This window comes from Chitinophaga sp. Cy-1792 (assembly GCF_011752935.1).
Classification (GTDB): Bacteria; Bacteroidota; Bacteroidia; order Chitinophagales; family Chitinophagaceae; genus Chitinophaga.
Map to the genome: position 1 here is coordinate 1870445 of NZ_VWWO01000002.1, position 15935 is coordinate 1886379.

At 45.4% G+C, this 15935-nt stretch carries 19 protein-coding genes; 11 read left to right on the top strand and 8 right to left on the bottom strand.

What is annotated here, in order from left to right; all coding sequences use genetic code 11:
* Positions 1-3 precede the first annotated feature (3 nt).
* On the bottom strand, positions 4-408 hold the full coding sequence (locus tag F3J22_RS21780; protein ID WP_167020044.1) for a hypothetical protein: 405 nt from the start codon (positions 406-408) through the stop codon (positions 4-6).
* 411 nt (positions 409-819) lie between these two features.
* Here F3J22_RS21780 and F3J22_RS21785 point away from each other — a divergent pair, with 411 nt between their 5' ends.
* A complete protein-coding gene (locus F3J22_RS21785) occupies positions 820-1746 on the top strand; it encodes a carboxypeptidase-like regulatory domain-containing protein (RefSeq protein ID WP_167020045.1) in 927 nt (308 codons plus the stop codon).
* 87 nt (positions 1747-1833) lie between these two features.
* Here F3J22_RS21785 and xerD read toward each other — a convergent pair whose 3' ends face one another.
* The gene (xerD, locus tag F3J22_RS21790) at positions 1834-2733 is read right to left on the bottom strand and encodes a site-specific tyrosine recombinase XerD (RefSeq protein WP_167020046.1); all 900 of its coding nucleotides are present in this window, start codon (positions 2731-2733) and stop codon (positions 1834-1836) included.
* 575 nt (positions 2734-3308) lie between these two features.
* Positions 3309-3725, bottom strand: a complete 417-nt coding sequence (locus tag F3J22_RS21795) for a nucleoside-diphosphate kinase (protein WP_167020047.1) — start codon at positions 3723-3725, stop codon at positions 3309-3311.
* A gap of 153 nt (positions 3726-3878) precedes the next feature.
* Here F3J22_RS21795 and F3J22_RS21800 point away from each other — a divergent pair, with 153 nt between their 5' ends.
* Together F3J22_RS21800 and F3J22_RS21805 are read left to right on the top strand one after the other, a co-directional pair.
* Positions 3879-4883: a bifunctional oligoribonuclease/PAP phosphatase NrnA gene (locus F3J22_RS21800; RefSeq protein ID WP_167020048.1), complete on the top strand. Its 1005-nt coding sequence runs from the start codon at positions 3879-3881 to the stop codon at positions 4881-4883.
* 41 nt (positions 4884-4924) lie between these two features.
* On the top strand, positions 4925-5818 hold the full coding sequence (locus F3J22_RS21805) for an FKBP-type peptidyl-prolyl cis-trans isomerase (RefSeq protein WP_167020049.1): 894 nt from the start codon (positions 4925-4927) through the stop codon (positions 5816-5818).
* Positions 5819-5892: 74 nt separating this feature from the next.
* Here the strand turns inward: F3J22_RS21805 and F3J22_RS21810 are convergent, their stop codons facing one another.
* From F3J22_RS21810 to folP, 3 genes are read right to left on the bottom strand one after another with little or no spacing between them, the layout of a single operon-like run.
* Positions 5893-6291 (bottom strand): thiol-disulfide oxidoreductase DCC family protein, encoded by a 399-nt coding sequence (locus F3J22_RS21810; RefSeq protein ID WP_205195509.1) that lies wholly within the window; start codon positions 6289-6291, stop codon positions 5893-5895.
* A gap of 52 nt (positions 6292-6343) precedes the next feature.
* A complete protein-coding gene (locus F3J22_RS21815) occupies positions 6344-7156 on the bottom strand; it encodes a diadenylate cyclase (protein ID WP_167020051.1) in 813 nt (270 codons plus the stop codon).
* Between the two features lie 20 nt (positions 7157-7176).
* Positions 7177-8040 carry a dihydropteroate synthase gene (folP, locus tag F3J22_RS21820; protein WP_167020052.1) on the bottom strand — a complete coding sequence of 288 codons (864 nt, stop codon included), beginning with the start codon at positions 8038-8040 and terminating at the stop codon, positions 7177-7179.
* A gap of 125 nt (positions 8041-8165) precedes the next feature.
* Between folP and F3J22_RS21825 the strand changes: the two genes are divergently transcribed.
* From F3J22_RS21825 to F3J22_RS21855, 7 genes are all read left to right on the top strand, one after another.
* Positions 8166-8711 (top strand): DUF1599 domain-containing protein, encoded by a 546-nt coding sequence (locus F3J22_RS21825; RefSeq protein WP_167020053.1) that lies wholly within the window; start codon positions 8166-8168, stop codon positions 8709-8711.
* 16 nt (positions 8712-8727) lie between these two features.
* Entirely contained in the window at positions 8728-9810 is a 1083-nt protein-coding gene (locus tag F3J22_RS21830) for a BT_3928 family protein (protein ID WP_167020054.1), read from the top strand.
* Positions 9811-9924: 114 nt separating this feature from the next.
* Complete coding sequence (locus tag F3J22_RS21835) at positions 9925-10980, top strand: ABC transporter permease (RefSeq protein WP_167020055.1); 1056 nt, start codon at positions 9925-9927, stop codon at positions 10978-10980.
* A gap of 81 nt (positions 10981-11061) precedes the next feature.
* Positions 11062-11577, top strand: coding sequence for an RNA polymerase sigma factor (locus F3J22_RS21840; protein WP_167020056.1), 516 nt, complete (start codon positions 11062-11064; stop codon positions 11575-11577).
* Positions 11567-12070, top strand: coding sequence for a hypothetical protein (locus tag F3J22_RS21845; protein ID WP_167020057.1), 504 nt, complete (start codon positions 11567-11569; stop codon positions 12068-12070). Before F3J22_RS21840 ends, F3J22_RS21845 begins: the two co-directional genes overlap by 11 nt.
* A gap of 37 nt (positions 12071-12107) precedes the next feature.
* The gene (locus F3J22_RS21850) at positions 12108-12629 is read left to right on the top strand and encodes a DUF4252 domain-containing protein (protein ID WP_167020058.1); all 522 of its coding nucleotides are present in this window, start codon (positions 12108-12110) and stop codon (positions 12627-12629) included.
* Between the two features lie 22 nt (positions 12630-12651).
* Positions 12652-13185 carry a DUF4252 domain-containing protein gene (locus tag F3J22_RS21855; protein ID WP_167020059.1) on the top strand — a complete coding sequence of 178 codons (534 nt, stop codon included), beginning with the start codon at positions 12652-12654 and terminating at the stop codon, positions 13183-13185.
* 95 nt (positions 13186-13280) lie between these two features.
* Here the strand turns inward: F3J22_RS21855 and F3J22_RS21860 are convergent, their stop codons facing one another.
* Both F3J22_RS21860 and F3J22_RS21865 read right to left on the bottom strand, forming a co-directional pair.
* On the bottom strand, positions 13281-13568 hold the full coding sequence (locus tag F3J22_RS21860) for a DUF721 domain-containing protein (protein ID WP_167020060.1): 288 nt from the start codon (positions 13566-13568) through the stop codon (positions 13281-13283).
* Positions 13569-13601: 33 nt separating this feature from the next.
* Positions 13602-14681 carry a DNA replication/repair protein RecF gene (locus tag F3J22_RS21865; RefSeq protein ID WP_167020061.1) on the bottom strand — a complete coding sequence of 360 codons (1080 nt, stop codon included), beginning with the start codon at positions 14679-14681 and terminating at the stop codon, positions 13602-13604.
* A gap of 228 nt (positions 14682-14909) precedes the next feature.
* Between F3J22_RS21865 and pdhA the strand changes: the two genes are divergently transcribed.
* A complete protein-coding gene (gene pdhA / locus F3J22_RS21870) occupies positions 14910-15902 on the top strand; it encodes a pyruvate dehydrogenase (acetyl-transferring) E1 component subunit alpha (RefSeq protein WP_167020062.1) in 993 nt (330 codons plus the stop codon).
* Positions 15903-15935 lie beyond the last annotated feature (33 nt).

Here is a 15935-nt window from a genome sequence, read left to right on the forward strand (position 1 = left end):
AAGTTACGGATTATTTGGTTTGCTTGGATCTGGGCTGCAGAACTGAGGGCAGGGAACACCCTGATCCAGGATCAGGCCACTTCCGCCTTTGGAACCCATCAGGTCACCACTGGTAACACCGGTCGGCAAAATATCACAGCCGTCGGCATCTGTGGCCACCAATACCATTTTCTTTTCCCGCTGATTGTCGTCAGTTAAGTGAAGTCCGTAGTAGATACGCAGGCCTGCAGCATTGTTCTGGGCCAGAAGTTCTAATACTTTGTCTTTGGAGAAGCACATTGCTTTTACAAAATCAGGAGATTTCTGATCTCCGTGATCATCAGAATAGTTGCCGAGCAGTCGGTCCATTTCATCTTTGGAAATGAAACCACCGAACTCGGAGATGTTGGGGCGTTTCTCTTCGCTCATACGTGTATAGTTTTAGTAATTTAGGATGTAGTAAAATTATTATAATTTTTCACATCTCCAAGAAGGTATTACTGTTAACTGATGGCGTTGAGTTTAAACGTTTTAGCATTTTGAATCATTGTAGTGGCGGGTGTTAGAGGATTTTCAGCTTACTGATTTATGGCGGCAGTTCTGTAAAAATGCGTATTTATACGCATGCCTATTTTCAGTTTTTCAACGCTTGACGGACTGTTGTAATTGCTATTCCTTTGTAAAGTCAACCTTACAACTATTCTATTTTATCGTTTCTGATCCAGCTGTATCCGTATCGGCCTTTCTACCATGTTTGCGCTTACTGGTATTATGCACCGTATAAGTTATTCAATGAATCAGCAAAAAGAACGAGTTGGCCCCAAATAAAAAAAACAAACTATGAGCTACCTGTTAATTGGTAATATCTCTGCACTGATCTGTGATGATTGTATTGAGCCGTTGGCCAATGCAAGGATCAGGATTTATCTCCCGGAAAACAACCCCCGGGAGGAACACCTGACAGTAGTAAAAGGCATTTTTAATCAGTTACGCCCTTTGTCGGCAAGAGAAGTGCTCTCTAAAGCCGATCGGCTGCTGGCAGAAACCACGCTCGACGAAAGGGGCAACTTCCGGCTTCGCTGGGAGCAGGCCCATTTATTTACCGAAGCACTGGAGCTGGATCTTTGTCTGGACCAGATGCCCGGCAAAACTGGTAACCTGCAGTCCAGGAATTATCATTTAAGCTTTATGGTGCCCCATTGGAAAAAGCATATGGCCGGGTATGTAGCCGCATATGCCTATGTGATTCCGGAAGATATCTGGGCGGAAATATATCGTAGCGCCGGCGCCTGGGTGGTGGCCGGCACAGTAAGACATACTACCGGTGTTGCACAGCCCGGACTCCGGATCGCTGCCTTCAACGCGCTTACCGGTAAGAAAATAGCAGAAGTCACCAGTAATCCTTTTGGAAGGTATATCATGCATTTCTCCCGGCGTGATCTCTATGCCGGCAGGTTACAGCTGGTAAAGGAAGGCAGGAGAAATATGGGGCCGGATATTTATTTCAAAATCTACAAAGATGAGCAACTGGTATGGGAAGAAGATGAAATCCATGCACTGGCGCCTGATCGCCAGGATATTGGCCCCTGTGCACGGCTAGATATTGTCTTTAAGCCAGGGATAATCGTTCGTGCCACACGTCAGATCGCCATCTGGCTCAATGCAGTAAAAGCCTTTGGGGAGGCCAGGAAGGAGAAAAGCAAGCCATTGTCTGCCACGGTACACCACAAAATGGTGTCCGGCAGGGCGCCTTTAACGGAAAAATAGTTTAGCCAGTTAAGAAACAATAAATCCAAAGCGAGGCCGGTTAAGAGGTATACATCGTACGATGGTGCCTCTTAACCGGTCTTCTTTTTAAAACCTCGGGTGAAACCGGTGTAAGGTATCGCGGAGGTATTCGCGGTCCAGGTGGGTGTAGATTTCAGTAGTGGTAATACTTTCATGGCCCAGCATTTCCTGTACGGCCCTGAGATCGGCGCCGCCTTCCACCAGGTGGGTGGCAAAGGAGTGCCGGAAGGTATGCGGAGAAACATTTTTAGGAATGCCGGCTTCTTTGGTCAGTTCCTTTATCACCAGGAAAATCATTACCCTGCTGAGCGCGCCGCCCCTTCTGTTGAGGAAGAGGGTATCTTCTTCTCCGTATTTAACGGGCATGTGTATACGAATATTCCGCCGGTACATATCTATCTGTCGCATGGCTTCCTTGCCGATGGGTACCAGTCTTTCCTTATTGCCTTTACCTACTACGCGGATAAATCCTACGTCCAGGTGAAGCTGTGTGATCTGGAGGGAGATCACTTCGCTTACGCGGAGTCCGCAGCTGTACATGGTTTCAAGGATAGCCCTGTTACGGTGTCCTTCCGGTGTATCCATTTTTATCTGAGCGATGAGTAGTTCTATTTCCTCAAAAGAGAGGACGTCAGGCAGTTTGCGTTGCAGTTTGGGTGCTTCCAGGAGTTGGGAGGGGTCTTCCTTTGCCATATCTTCCAGGAGCAAAAATTTGTAAAATGCCTTGATGCCGGAGATGATTCTGGCCTGGGAGGCTGGTGTCATGCCGAGTTTTGCAATCCATTGTACACATTCCTGGAGGTCGGAGAGGGTAATATCCTGTGGCCGGAGTTTTTCTTTTCCGTTTGCCTGGAGGTACTGTTCCAGTTTTTCGACATCCCGGAGGTATGCCTCAATAGAGTTTGAGGATAATGACCGCTCCAGTTGCAGATAGCTTTTAAATAATTTTCGGAATGATTCCCACATACAGGCAAGTTAAGTGCATTTTTCAAATGCTAAATCGTTTATCATTTGATAATGCCTAAATTTTTTAAAAGATGAAAAGAGCTGAGGGGGATTGTATATTTTAGATCTAAGTACAGGCGTTCCCGTTAGCACCAAATGGACTGTAAACGTTGTTACCCGAAGTAGAGGGGGCCTGGATGCATTTATTGTAGTTATGTAAAATTTTATTGAAAAAACCTCACTGCCATGTTGAAAAAAAGTAATGTATGTCGTTTGTTTAGAGTATTTGTTTAGGTAGATTAGTGTGATGTATTGTAAATCAATTTATTGTAACCAGTTATTTTTTGATGTGAAAGACCTGCTCCAGCACTTTTTCTGGCTTGTGCTAAGGTGTTTTATGTGAATATATTTATCTTATATTGTATGTATAAGAGAGAAATTTCCCGTATTTAAATAATTACTTTAGTCAAATTTATTTAATTGATTGATAATCAATTATTTGTCAGTATATTTTGTCTTTCTTCTTTTCCCTCATCTACATATAAAAAAAGCCGGGGCGACTGCCCCGGCTATATGGTATAATCTGTAAGTACAGATTAGAATTTCTCCAGACCACTGAAGAAGAAATCTCCTTCGATCTGTGCATTTTCGTCAGAATCAGAACCGTGAACGGCATTACGGCCGATAGATTCTGCATATTTCTTACGGATGGTACCTTCTTCAGCGTTAGCCGGGTTGGTAGCACCAATCAGTTTACGGAAGTCTTCCACTGCATTGTCTTTTTCCAGAATAGCAGCTACGATCGGACCACTGCTCATGAATTCAACCAGCTCACCATAGAAAGGTCTTTCTTTGTGTACTGCGTAGAATTCGCCAGCTTTAGCAGCAGAGAGCTGTGTTTTCTTAATAGCTACGATACGGAAGCCCGCTTCGCAGATCATGTTCAGGATAGCGCCTTCGAAACGGTTTCCAACCGCATCAGGCTTAATCATTGTAAAAGTTCTGTTACCCATAGTTTTTTGATTCCGGATTACTGATTTAGGCCGCAAAAGTAATTACATTTTCTTTAGCGGTAAAAAATTTTGAAATTCTGCACCAATTAAAGAACTTCGCACTTCATTTTCTGTTAAGAACACAGACTTATAAATTAACAATATTACAGTTGAATGAAGCCGATTGAGGAAATTAAGCCTTTGCTGGAAAGCCCTAAAAAAGTGGTCATAACCATGCATCAGAAACCAGATGCCGATGCAATGGGATCATCTTTAGCGATGTATCATTACCTGATTCAGAAAGGCCATGATGTGACTGTAATATCTCCCACCAACTTCCCCGACTTCCTTAAATGGATGCCGGCCGCAGATCTGGTTGTCGATTTTGAATCATCACAGGACAAAGCTATGCAGGCCCTGGAAGGTATTGATTTACTCTTCTGCCTGGATTTTAATGCATTTTACCGCACCAAAAACCTGGCGCCCTACCTGGAACAGCTGAAATGTACCACCATACTGATAGATCATCATCTGGAGCCACAGCCCACCTTTAACTACGGAGTTAGTGATACCTCCGCCAGTTCCACTGCCCAGCTGGTTTACGAAACCATCTACAAAATGGGAGAGGAGAAATACATTAACCTGGATATCGCTGCCTGCATCTATGCCGGTACCGTGACGGATACCGGTTCTTTCCGCTTTGCCTCCACCAGCGCCCGCGTACACCGTATGGTGGCTGACCTGATGGACCGCGGACTGAAACACGAAGTCATCCACCAGAATATTTACGATAACTTCCTGGAAAACCGCCTGCGCTTCCTTGGGCATAGCCTGCTCAACCGTATGGAAGTTTACTATGAATATAATACCGCCATGCTGGCCATCCCTTATTCTGATCTGAAACGCTTCGATCTGATGACAGGTGATACCGAAGGCCTCGTAAATTTCCTGCTTTCAATCCAGGGTATTAAATTAGCTGCCCTGATAATAGACCGTAATGTAGAGGTGAAACTCTCTTTCCGCTCCAAAGGCGACTTCGACGTGAACACCTTCGCCCGTAAATATTTTGACGGTGGTGGCCACTTCAACGCCTCCGGAGGCCGCAGTTCAGACCCCCTGGAGAAAACTGTGGAAAGATTTCTTAAGGCTATTGAAGAAAATGAGGAACAATTACAATAACTTACCCAATAGATAGTACTTCAACCTACTAATACAGTCAAATGAAAAGAAACAATTATTTATTAGTCGCGGCACTGGGCCTGTTCGCTGCCAGCTGCGGCACAGGTGTGAAAAAAACACCAAGCGGTATTGAGTATATCGTGCACAAAGCCGGTAATGGTGCTCAGCTGAAAATCGGTGATACTGCACTGGTTAACGTGACCCAGAAAATCAACGACTCTTTGCTGGGTTCTTCCCGTCAGATAGTGGGTGCGCCAATTCCAGTACTGGTTGCCAAGCCAATGGACAAATTTGACCTCATGGAAGGCATCGCCCTGCTCCACGAAGGTGATAGTGCTACCTTTATTATTCCTTGGGACTCTTTACCTCCTATGCAACGTCCTCCTTTTGGTAAAAAAGGCGACAAACTGAAAATTACTTTCCAGGTAGACAGCAAATTCTCTGCTGCAGCACAGAAAGAAAAAGATGACAAAATCATCAAAGAATACCTGGAGAAAAACAAAATCAACGCTACCAAAAACGCAGAAGGCGTTTATGTAGCTGTTAAAGAAGAAGGTACAGGTGCTACTCCTAACCCAGGCGATACCGTTTACGTTCATTACACTGGTAAACTGACTTCCGGTAAAGTGTTCGACTCCAGCCAGGATTCTACCCTGCGCCCAGGTATGCCGCTGGAACCAATCAAATTCCCTATCGGTCGCGGTTTCGTGATCAAAGGTTGGGATGCTGGTCTGTCTCAGCTGAAAAAAGGTTCTAAAGCTACTTTAGTTATTCCTTCTACACTGGCTTACGGCCTGCAAGGTTCACCTCCTGCAATCCCTGGTAACTCAGTACTGGTGTTTGATGTTCAACTGGTTGATATTAAACCAGGTGCACCAGCTCCGGCTGCTCCTGCACTCGCTGCACCAGCACCAGCTCCGGCTAAGAAAAAATAATCTTTCTTACCATAAATGAGAAAAGTCCCGGTATACACCGGGACTTTTCTTTTGATATAAAGTCTAATACAGTCCTAATTCATAAAACGACCCTTCACAGCCGCCGTGGGTACCATACATACCGGGTTTTTTCCTGCCCACCTGTACCGGTTTCTTGCCACCACATCATATATACGGTCACGTATAAACGAAGGTACCACAATAAATATATATAGCAACCGGACCGGAAAGTTAAGTTTTGCAGCTACCTGTAAAGCAGCCGTGCTTTTCGTATACACTTTACCGTGTTCAATCAGTATAAAGGTATTCATATCATCCGTACTGAACCCGTATTTTGCTGCTAAATCCTTTGCCGTCGCCGATTGAAGCGGGGCAAAATGAAAATAACCTCTGCGGTCATGACGGATCACATAATTCACCGCCGAATTGCAGAAATTGCACACCCCGTCAAATAATATGATTCCGTGGTCCATGCTGCCAGTCATTTTTACAAAGTTACAGGTTATTATCTAAACCATGCCATCCTTACGCATATACATCAATCAGCACTTCATAGAGTTTCACCTTCAGGTCTTCCAGGGATACATCCTGGGTAAGGTTGCCATCCTGTGCGTAGGAAACGGTACCCCTTTCTTCAGAAACGATAATCGCCAGGTTATCACTGTGTTCTGTAATACCTACTGCCGAACGGTGTCGTAAACCGACCCTGGTGGGAAGATCGGGATTTTCAGATACCGGTAATATTACCTTTGCAGCCAGCATTTTATTGCTGACAATGATCAGCGCCCCGTCATGTAAAGGACTATGCTTGTTAAAAATAGATTCTATCAGCTTGGAGCTCACATTGGCGTCGATAGGGATACTGGATGCAGTGTCAAATTTCAGACGGTAGGTAGTAGCTACCACAATCAGCGCCCCGGTATTGGTACTCATCATACGGCTAACCGCGATGATGATCTCATTAATAATATTCTCTTCGTCTTTGTAACTCTTAAACTTATCCGGCAGAAATAACTTGGTCAGGAAACTATCCTTACTCAGCGGTGTTTTCTTGCCCAGTACCAGCAGGAACTTCCTGATCTCCGGTTGAAAAATGATGATGATGGCAATGATGCCTACATTGATAAAGTTTTGTAAGATGTTGGTCAGAATAGGCATGCGCAGTGCCCTTACCAGGAAATACGCCGCATAAACCATGAGCAGGCCAACGAAGATATTAAAGGCCAGACTGCCTTTCAGCAACCGGTATAGTTGTATGATCAGAAAAATTACGATAACCAGGTCTATTATTTCCAGCCAGCGAAACTCATATCCATAAAATTGTATTACTTCCCTCATAATTGTAAAAATAGCAAGATTTAGTTTCCATTCAGTTTGTCTAAAATCCGCACCGCTTCTATAGCGGGCTTAACGTCGTGTACCCTGAGTATATGTGTACCTTGTTGTAATGCAACCGTATTTAAAATGGTAGTGCCGTTTAATGCATCTACAGGCGTAGTATCCAGTAGTTTGTAAATCATTGATTTACGGGAGATGCCCGTTAGTACTGGTGTTTGCAGAATATCGGCAAAGAGGTGAAGATGAGCCATCAGGGCATAGTTGTGTTCCAGTGTTTTACCAAAACCAAAGCCCGGGTCGGCAATGAAATCCCTGATACCGGCAGCCCGGCAGATGGCCAGCTTCTGAATCAGGTAATCCAGCACATCCCTTACTACATCTTCATATTGGGGACTATGCTGCATGGTGGCTGGCTTACCCTGCATATGCATGGCAATATAAGGCACCTGCAGTTTGCCTACGGTAGGTATCATCTGGTCATCGAGGTCGCCGGCACTGATATCGTTAATTATGCCAGCCCCCGCGTGTACGGTTTTTTCTGCAACGCTGGCGTACCAGGTATCCACAGAGATAATTGCTTCCGGATATTTGTTCAGGATGGCATGAATGGCAGGCAGTAACCTGTTAAGTTCTTCCTCTGCACCGATCATTGTAGCCCCCGGACGGGTACTTTGCGCGCCGATGTCCAGAATGGCGGCGCCTTCTTCCAGGTGACGGCCTGCTTTTTCAACAAGATGATGCAGCTCCCGCATGCGGTTTCCTTCATAAAATGAATCATCTGTAACGTTGATGATCCCCATCACCACAGGCTTTGCAAGGGATAGCAACCTGCCCCTGCAATTGATGGAAAGTGGTGTGTATGTACTGATATGGTTAGTTTTCATGGTAATTGTGCCGCCTGTTTATCTGAAATTCTTTATTTTGCCCCTGCAATTTACGTAATGTAAGCAAGGTGAACAGGATTATTCCCTGCTTCCTGCCTGCAATTTATGATTTTAGCCTCTGAATTATGGATACATTAGCACAATACCACAAAGCATTTGCCGGTTGCAAGGATATTTTTATCAAAAAAACGAAGGACTACGGCACCTCCTGGAGAGTACTCCGTACGATCTCTGTTGTTGACCAGATCTTTATTAAGGCACAAAGAATACGTACGATCCAGGAAACCGGCGTACAGAAAGTAGCAGATTCCATCGAAGGTGAATTCAAGGCTATCGTGAACTATGGCATCATCGGCATGATTCAGCTCCAGCCCAACGGTAACCCCTATACGGATTTACCGGTAGATGAAGTAGAGCAACTCTATACAAAATACGAAAAGGAAGTGGAAGAAACTATGCTGGCTAAAAACCACGACTACGGAGAAGCCTGGAGAGACATGAGCCAGGAGTCTTTTGTAGATCTCATCCTTACCAAATTACTCCGCATCAAACAAATCCTGCGTAACCAGGGAAAAACGCTGATATCAGAAGGTATCGATGCCAATTATACGGATATCATCAACTATGCAATATTCGCACTGATCAAAATAGACGAAAGTCAAGCAAGCTAACCTAAACCATTAAATCATGAAGATTATCCTAAACCTGTTTCGCATCCTCGTAGGGGTGCTGTTCATCTTCTCAGGATTAATTAAAGCCAATGATCCGCTGGGCCTGAGTTATAAGATGGATGAATTTTTTGAAGTATTGCACCTGACTTTTCTGTCTCCATATTCGCTGGTGTTCTCCGTTGTGATGAACGTTTTTGAAATTGTAGCCGGAGTCGCAGTATTGGTAGGGTACCGGATGCGTATCTTCTCCATCCTGCTATTATTGCTGATCGCATTTTTTACCTTCCTGACAGGATATGCCCTGTTTAGCGGCACCATTCGTGAGTGTGGCTGCTTCGGTGACTGTATCAAACTGACGGCAACACAGACCTTCTGGAAAGATATCGCCCTCTTTGTAATGATCCTGCTGATCGTTGTGAAACGTAATGATATCAAGCCCTTGTTTAAAGGAACGGGTATCATCGTATTACTGGCGACTGTATTTTCTTTCGGACTGCAATGGTATACGCTGCGTCACCTGCCGTTTTTCGATTGCCTGCCCTTTAAAGTAGGCAACAATATCCCTGAAAAGATGAAACTGCCGCCAGGGGCTACGCCGGATGTATACCAGATGACCTTCATCTACGAAAAAGATGGCGTGAAAAAAGAATTTACAGACAAGGATTATCCATGGAATGATTCTACCTGGGTATTTGTAGACAGAATTGATAAACTGGTGAAGAAGGGTAATGCTGAGCCGGCGATCAAAGATTTTATTCTTACAGATGCCGATGGTAGTAACCAGACACAGTCTGTTCTGGAAGAACCCAAACCGGTATACCTCTTCCTGGTACTGAATACAGATAAGGCAGGCAGTGGCTGGGACGATAAACTGAAGGCCCTGCAGGCACGTCAGCAGAAAGGAGAGATTGAGGTATTCGGCGTAAGCGCCTCTACCAAAGAACAGATTGAGGCCTTCAAACAACAGCATGGCCTTAGCTTCCAGTTCTTCCAGATGGATGGAGTTGCGATCAAAACTGCCGGTCGTAGTAATCCTACCCTGATGTTGCTGGAAAAAGGCACCATCATTGGTAAATGGAGCTACCACGATATTCCATAATACATTATTTTTAATAGGGCTTAATAGCCTTTCCGGGGCTGACTAAAAAGTCGGGGTACTGTTTGTTACTGGACCCACTTTCTGGTCAGCCCTCATTTTATAAACCAAATCTGTATGCTGCGCTTCCTGCTAAGAAAACTGGGGTATGGGCTGCTGGTGCTACTGGGAGTGGTAACACTGGTCTTTTTTCTGTTTAATGTATTACCGGGGGATCCTGCCAGACTGACCATGGGGCAAAGGGCTGATGTGGCTTCCCTGGAAAATGTACGTAAAGAGCTTCACCTAGACCAGCCGGTAAGCGTTCAATATCTGCTGTACCTCAACGATCTTTCTCCGCTCTCTGTCTATAATGAAGCAGAGGCGGTTGCCAATTTCCGCTATCTTCCGCTATTACATTTCTCCCAGGGTAAGGTACTTTTACTGAAAGTTCCCTACCTGCGCCGTTCCTACCAGGGAAAGAAGCCAGTAGGAGAGATGCTGTGGGAAGCATTGCCAGGGACCCTGTTGCTGGCAACGGCCGCCATGATCTTTGCAACTATCGTGGGGATCTCCCTGGGGATGCTGTCGGCGGTGAAGCATAATACCTGGTGGGATACCGGGGCGGTATTTTCCAGTGTACTGGGAATTTCGGCGCCTTCATTTTTTGCAGGTATTGTACTGGCTTATATTTTCGGCTTTCTGTTAAGTGATTATACCGGCCTGCATATGACGGGCAGCTTATATGATATAGATCCCTTCCGGGGTCGGGTGCTGAACCTGCGTAACCTGGTATTGCCGGCTTTAACGCTGGGGATCAGGCCACTGGCCATCATCGTGCAGCTTACCCGCAGTGCCATGCTGGACGTACTCCACCAGGACTACATCCGGACGGCCTATGCGAAGGGACTGAATAATAAGCAGGTAAGATGGCGTCATGCCCTCAGGAATGCCCTGAACCCTGTGATGACGGCTATTACCGGTTGGTTTGCCGAATTGCTGGCAGGGGCTTTCTTTGTAGAATTTATATTTGGATGGAAAGGGATCGGTAAAATTACCGTTGATGCCCTGGATAAATATGATTTTCCTGTTGTAATGGGTGCAATTCTTGTCACCGCCGGCATTTTTGTGCTGGTAAATATACTGGCCGACCTCCTCTATGCCGCCATAGATCCGCGTATCAAGCTGGATTAACTATCTCCCTAAAAAAAATTTAAAAATCTTTGTAACATCTGAATTAACCAGTCGTCTTCTTTTTAAACAGTGCTATTCCACATGTCATTAGAAATATTCCTTTCCCAGGTAGTACCCGTAAGAACAAAGCTTTACCGCTTTGCTTACCGTCTGCTGGGTAATGAGGAAGACGCCAAGGATATCACTCAGGATGCACTGATGAAAGTATGGGCCATGCAAGGTAAGATGATGGAGCTGCAGAACCTGGAAGCCTGGTGTATGCGTGTTACGCGTAACCTGGCACTGGATAAAATCAAATCCAGGAAATACCGGGTAGCCGATACACTGGATAAAGCCAGTGAAATGCCTGCCCAGCATCAGACCAGTCCGCATGCTGCCACAGAACGTAATGAAGTGATGAATAAAGTTCATACAGCGATCAACTCCCTGCCGGAGAAATATCGCACCATCATGCAGCTTAGGGATATGGAAGGCTTGTCTTACCAGGAAATCGCTGACACACTGGATATAGATGTCAACGATGTAAAAGTGAATTTGCACCGTGCAAGAAAATCTGTACGGGAAAAACTACAAAATCAACAGGTATATGGATTATAAAGCAATCAGTGCCCTGCTGGAAAAATATTGGAATGGAGAAAGTTCTCTGGAAGAGGAGGCGATGCTGAAAGCATTTTACGCCGAACCGCATCCCGATATGCCGGAAGACCTGGAAGAAGCAGCACCGCTGTTCCAGTACTTCGGCGGAGGAGAGGCCATCCCGGCAGAACCGGAGTGGGACCCGCTTCCATTCACGGAAACCATTACACCAGTGCCTGCAAAGATAGTACGCATGCGCCCGGGCTATAACTGGATGAAATATGCCGCCGTATTACTGATGGCAGTAGGAATCGGTTATGCCCTGAAAGAACATCAGCATACAAAACAACAGGCTAATCAGCAGCTGGCGATGGAAGAAGAACAAAGAAAGGCTTATCAGGAAACGAAAAAAGCCCTGGCATTACTTTCCCGCAACCTTAATAAAGGAACCGAGAAAATGCAGCAACTGTCTTATTTCAACACGGCAGCCGTAAGATTATCCGCTAACAACTGACACAATAACCAACCATTTTAACTTAAACATTTCAAAGATGAAACGATTCCTTTTGTTGCTCACGGCGGTTTTTCTAAGTCTGCAGCTTTACGCGCAGCAGGGAAGCCCCGTAGAACGCTTCTTCCAGAAGTATGAGAACGACAGGAGCTTTACCGTTATCAGCATTACGCCGAAGATGTTCAGCATGTTCGGAAAATTCGACAGCGGAGATCCTGATGCCAAAACATTCATGAAAGTGGTACAGAAACTGAAAGGCTTACGTATCCTTTCCAAAGAAACCACCAAAGACGGGGTACGCCTCTTTAGAGAAGCTGCCGCCTTCCTGGGTAGTGATTACGAAGAACTGATGACCATCCGCGACAAAAGCAATGATCTGAAGTTTATGGTAAAGGAAAATGCCAAAGGTAATATCAATGAGCTGGTTATGCTTGTTGGCGGTCCTGATCAGTTCCTGGCAATGAGCCTTGTGGGCGACATCGACCTGAACGAGATCTCGCAGATTGCCGCCAATGTTGATATCCAGGGCATGGATAAATTAAAGAACGTTCGCAAAAAATAATTCACCCCTAAAAATTACTAAGATGAAATCACTGCTATTTGGTTGTGCAATGATGCTCATGGCTACGGCCGCAGCTGCACAGGACAAGAGTATCCGGGAGTTTACGGATAACTTCAAAGGCAAGGCAGATGTTACCAACGTAAATATCAGCTCACTGGGACTGCGGTTTGCAGGCCTGATCACAAAGATGGCGGAAAAGAACGACCCGGATGTACAGACCTTCAGAAAGCTGCTTAAGCATATCAGTCACCTGACGGTATATGCCTTCGAAAACATGGACAGCGCCAGCGTTTCCGCCAATGATGTTGCAAGGTTGAAAAGATCCCTGGAATCAAGAGAGAATTTTGAGATGCTGATGGAAGTGCGTGAAAAGAGCAGCCAGATTTATGTGCTGAACAAAGGAAAGGATGATGAACTGGGTAAACTGGTGATGCTGGTACAGGACGAAAAAGACCTCGCTGTTATCAGTCTGAAAACAAGTTTGAAAATGGATGATGTGAATGACCTGGTGAAACACTTTGCCAGTAAGGATTCCAAGGTAGTAACCATTCGATGATTTACAACAACGATATTGCCTGCCGGCAGCAATTTTGTTGTGTAGTAGAAATAACCTGAAGTAGAGAAAAAATTAACCCATGCAGTGATCACTGCCTATCTGATAATTACTTCCTTTACCACGTTTTCTCCCAGTTTTTCATTTACCAGTTTGATGATTTTATCTTTAGAGTAGCTGAGTTCCTGTTTGAGTGGGGCCACGGTGGTGGTGATGATGAGTTTTCCATCGATCAGCTGTATACCGGATGTATACCTTGCTATTGTTTTCCCCATAATATCCTCCCAGTTTTCCTGGATACGTACTTCTGTCAGGCGGGGTTTCATCCTGCTCTTGTTCAAAAATTCCCTGAGGGCATCTCCAATACTGGTAGTTCCGTGACGCATAAACGCGAAGGTATTAAAAATCGCTAAGATTGCTTAAATGTTTATCAGCTGAATGCTGCTTCCTGCCGCTTCGAAGGCATCCTTTAACCTTTCCGCATGTGTATCTGTAATAAAAACCTGTCCGTATTCTTTTCCTGCAACCAGCGCGATGAGGCGCTGTACTCTATCCTGGTCCAGCTTTTCAAATACGTCATCGAGGAGCAGTAGTGGGGGGAAGGTTTTCAGTTGTCTGAGTACCTCATACTGCGCCAGTTTGAGGGCAAAGAGGAAACTTTTCCGCTGGCCCTGGGAGGCGCTGCTTTTCATGGGGTAGTCGTTGAGCAGAAAAACCAGGTCGTCGCGGTGGATGCCGCAGCTGGTGCGCTGGAGCTGCATGTCCTTAAACCGGGCGCTGCTGAGCTGTTTTGCAAAGTCTTCTTCCTGTAGGGTGCACTGGTAGCGGATATTCACTATTTCGTGGGTACCGGAAATGTAATCGTACAGCCGTTGCACCTGTGGAATGAAGGAGGTCAGGAAATTGCGGCGGGCCTGGTAAACGGGGGTGCCGTGTTGTACCAGCTGCAGGTCGAATACGTCCAGTAGCTGATCGGCCTGGGAGCCGGCGGATTCCATATTTTTCAGGAGGGTATTACGTTGTAACAGTATTTTCTGGTAGATGATGAGGTGTTCGAGATAGTCCGGGTATAGCTGCGACAGGAGGGTATCCATCCATTTGCGGCGTTCTTCGGAGCCGCCGGTGATGATTTCTGCGTCGTCAGGGGCGATCATGACGGCCGGAAACTGGCCGATATGGCGGGAGAATTTCTCGTAGCGGTCGTTGTTGAGGGAGAACTCTTTTTTGCCTTCCTTAAGGGTGCAGACAATCTTTTCGTCGCTGCCGTTCTTTTCCATGGCACCTTCGAGCCGGAAGCCGCTGGTCTGGTACTGGGTATTCTGGCTTTCCTGGGAGCTGAAATAGCTCCTGGTAAAGCAGAGGTAGTAGATGGCATCCAGCAGGTTTGTTTTGCCGGAGCCGTTACGCCCGGTAATGCCAATGATCCTTTCCTGGAAGAGGAAATCGCGGAAAGCGTAGTTTTTGAACTGAACGAGCGATATTTTTTTTATATGCAGCAAAGAAAAAAATTATTCGTAATAAATAATATGCAAAAATAGGATGATTTATAACTGATAAAAAACCGTGTCCCGCAGTACTCTTGGGGGGATTTTACCCATCCGTATGCAAAACTCACTGAATTTGATGAATTTGCATAATTTAATCACAAATGGAATTCATATTTATATTTTACAATTTTCCTGTTATATTTGCGAACAAATTTAGAAAGAGTGCAAACTAAAACAGACGTGAAGACGAAATTCACCAAAGAGACGTATCTGTACTGGTATGAATTGATGCTTTTGCTGCGCCGTTTTGAAGAAAAGGCGGGCCAATTGTATGGTATGCAGAAGATCCGTGGTTTTTGCCATTTGTACATAGGACAGGAAGCAATTGCTGCTGGTGCAATGACTGCTACAAAACCAGAGGACAAATTCATTACTTCGTACCGTGATCACGCGTTGGCGATAGCTAAAGGTATTTCAGCCAATGCTTGCATGGCGGAATTGTATGGTAAAGCGACAGGTTGTTCCAAAGGTAAGGGAGGAAGTATGCACTTTTTCTCAGTGGAGCATAACTTTTACGGCGGTCACGGTATCGTGGGTGCTCAGATCGGTACAGGCGCAGGTCTGGCTTTTGCTGAGCAGTACAAAGGTACAGACAACGTAGCGGTATGTTTCTTCGGAGATGGCGCTGCCCGTCAGGGTATCCTGCATGAAACCTTTAACATGGCCATGCTGTGGAAACTGCCGGTAATATTTGTTTGTGAAAACAACATGTATGCGATGGGTACTTCCGTAGAACGTACTTCCAACGTACTGGATATCTACAAGCTCTCCAACGCTTATGATATGCCTTCCGATACTGTTGATGGTATGAGCTGCGAAGCTGTACACGAAGGTTTTGAAAGAGCTGTAAAACGCGCTCGCGCCGGTGAAGGTCCTACCTTGCTGGAAATCAAAACTTACCGTTACCGTGGTCACTCCATGAGTGATCCTGCTAAATACCGTACCAAAGAAGAGGTAGAAGAGTATAAAGAACAGGATCCTATCAATGGTGTACTGAAAGTAATTCAGAAAAATAAATGGGCTACCGAAGCTGAAATCGAAGCAATCAACGAAAAAGTTAAGAAAGAAGTAGAAGATTGTGTTCAGTTCGCTGAAGAGTCTCCATGGCCATCTGATGACGAGCTGCTGAAAGATGTTTACGTTCAGCAGGATTATCCGTTCATCGTTGACTAATAAAGCATTTTAGCATTAACAGTCCCTTCGGAG

Excerpts from the sequence above, each read along its gene's own strand:
- folP (WP_167020052.1), bottom strand. The coding sequence starts at position 8,040 with ATGAAAACTAACCATATCAGTACATACACACCACTTTCCATCAATTGC.
- F3J22_RS21810 (WP_205195509.1), bottom strand. The coding sequence starts at position 6,291 with ATGGACCACGGAATCATATTATTTGACGGGGTGTGCAATTTCTGCAAT.
- F3J22_RS21850 (WP_167020058.1), top strand. The coding sequence starts at position 12,108 with ATGAAACGATTCCTTTTGTTGCTCACGGCGGTTTTTCTAAGTCTGCAG.
- F3J22_RS21815 (WP_167020051.1), bottom strand. The coding sequence starts at position 7,156 with ATGAGGGAAGTAATACAATTTTATGGATATGAGTTTCGCTGGCTGGAA.
- xerD (WP_167020046.1), bottom strand. The coding sequence starts at position 2,733 with ATGTGGGAATCATTCCGAAAATTATTTAAAAGCTATCTGCAACTGGAG.
- F3J22_RS21780 (WP_167020044.1), bottom strand. The coding sequence starts at position 408 with ATGAGCGAAGAGAAACGCCCCAACATCTCCGAGTTCGGTGGTTTCATT.
- F3J22_RS21800 (WP_167020048.1), top strand. The coding sequence starts at position 3,879 with ATGAAGCCGATTGAGGAAATTAAGCCTTTGCTGGAAAGCCCTAAAAAA.
- F3J22_RS21840 (WP_167020056.1), top strand. The coding sequence starts at position 11,062 with ATGTCATTAGAAATATTCCTTTCCCAGGTAGTACCCGTAAGAACAAAG.
- F3J22_RS21825 (WP_167020053.1), top strand. The coding sequence starts at position 8,166 with ATGGATACATTAGCACAATACCACAAAGCATTTGCCGGTTGCAAGGAT.
- F3J22_RS21795 (WP_167020047.1), bottom strand. The coding sequence starts at position 3,725 with ATGGGTAACAGAACTTTTACAATGATTAAGCCTGATGCGGTTGGAAAC.
- F3J22_RS21855 (WP_167020059.1), top strand. The coding sequence starts at position 12,652 with ATGAAATCACTGCTATTTGGTTGTGCAATGATGCTCATGGCTACGGCC.
- F3J22_RS21860 (WP_167020060.1), bottom strand. The coding sequence starts at position 13,568 with ATGCGTCACGGAACTACCAGTATTGGAGATGCCCTCAGGGAATTTTTG.
- F3J22_RS21805 (WP_167020049.1), top strand. The coding sequence starts at position 4,925 with ATGAAAAGAAACAATTATTTATTAGTCGCGGCACTGGGCCTGTTCGCT.
- F3J22_RS21785 (WP_167020045.1), top strand. The coding sequence starts at position 820 with ATGAGCTACCTGTTAATTGGTAATATCTCTGCACTGATCTGTGATGAT.
- F3J22_RS21835 (WP_167020055.1), top strand. The coding sequence starts at position 9,925 with ATGCTGCGCTTCCTGCTAAGAAAACTGGGGTATGGGCTGCTGGTGCTA.
- F3J22_RS21830 (WP_167020054.1), top strand. The coding sequence starts at position 8,728 with ATGAAGATTATCCTAAACCTGTTTCGCATCCTCGTAGGGGTGCTGTTC.
- F3J22_RS21845 (WP_167020057.1), top strand. The coding sequence starts at position 11,567 with ATGGATTATAAAGCAATCAGTGCCCTGCTGGAAAAATATTGGAATGGA.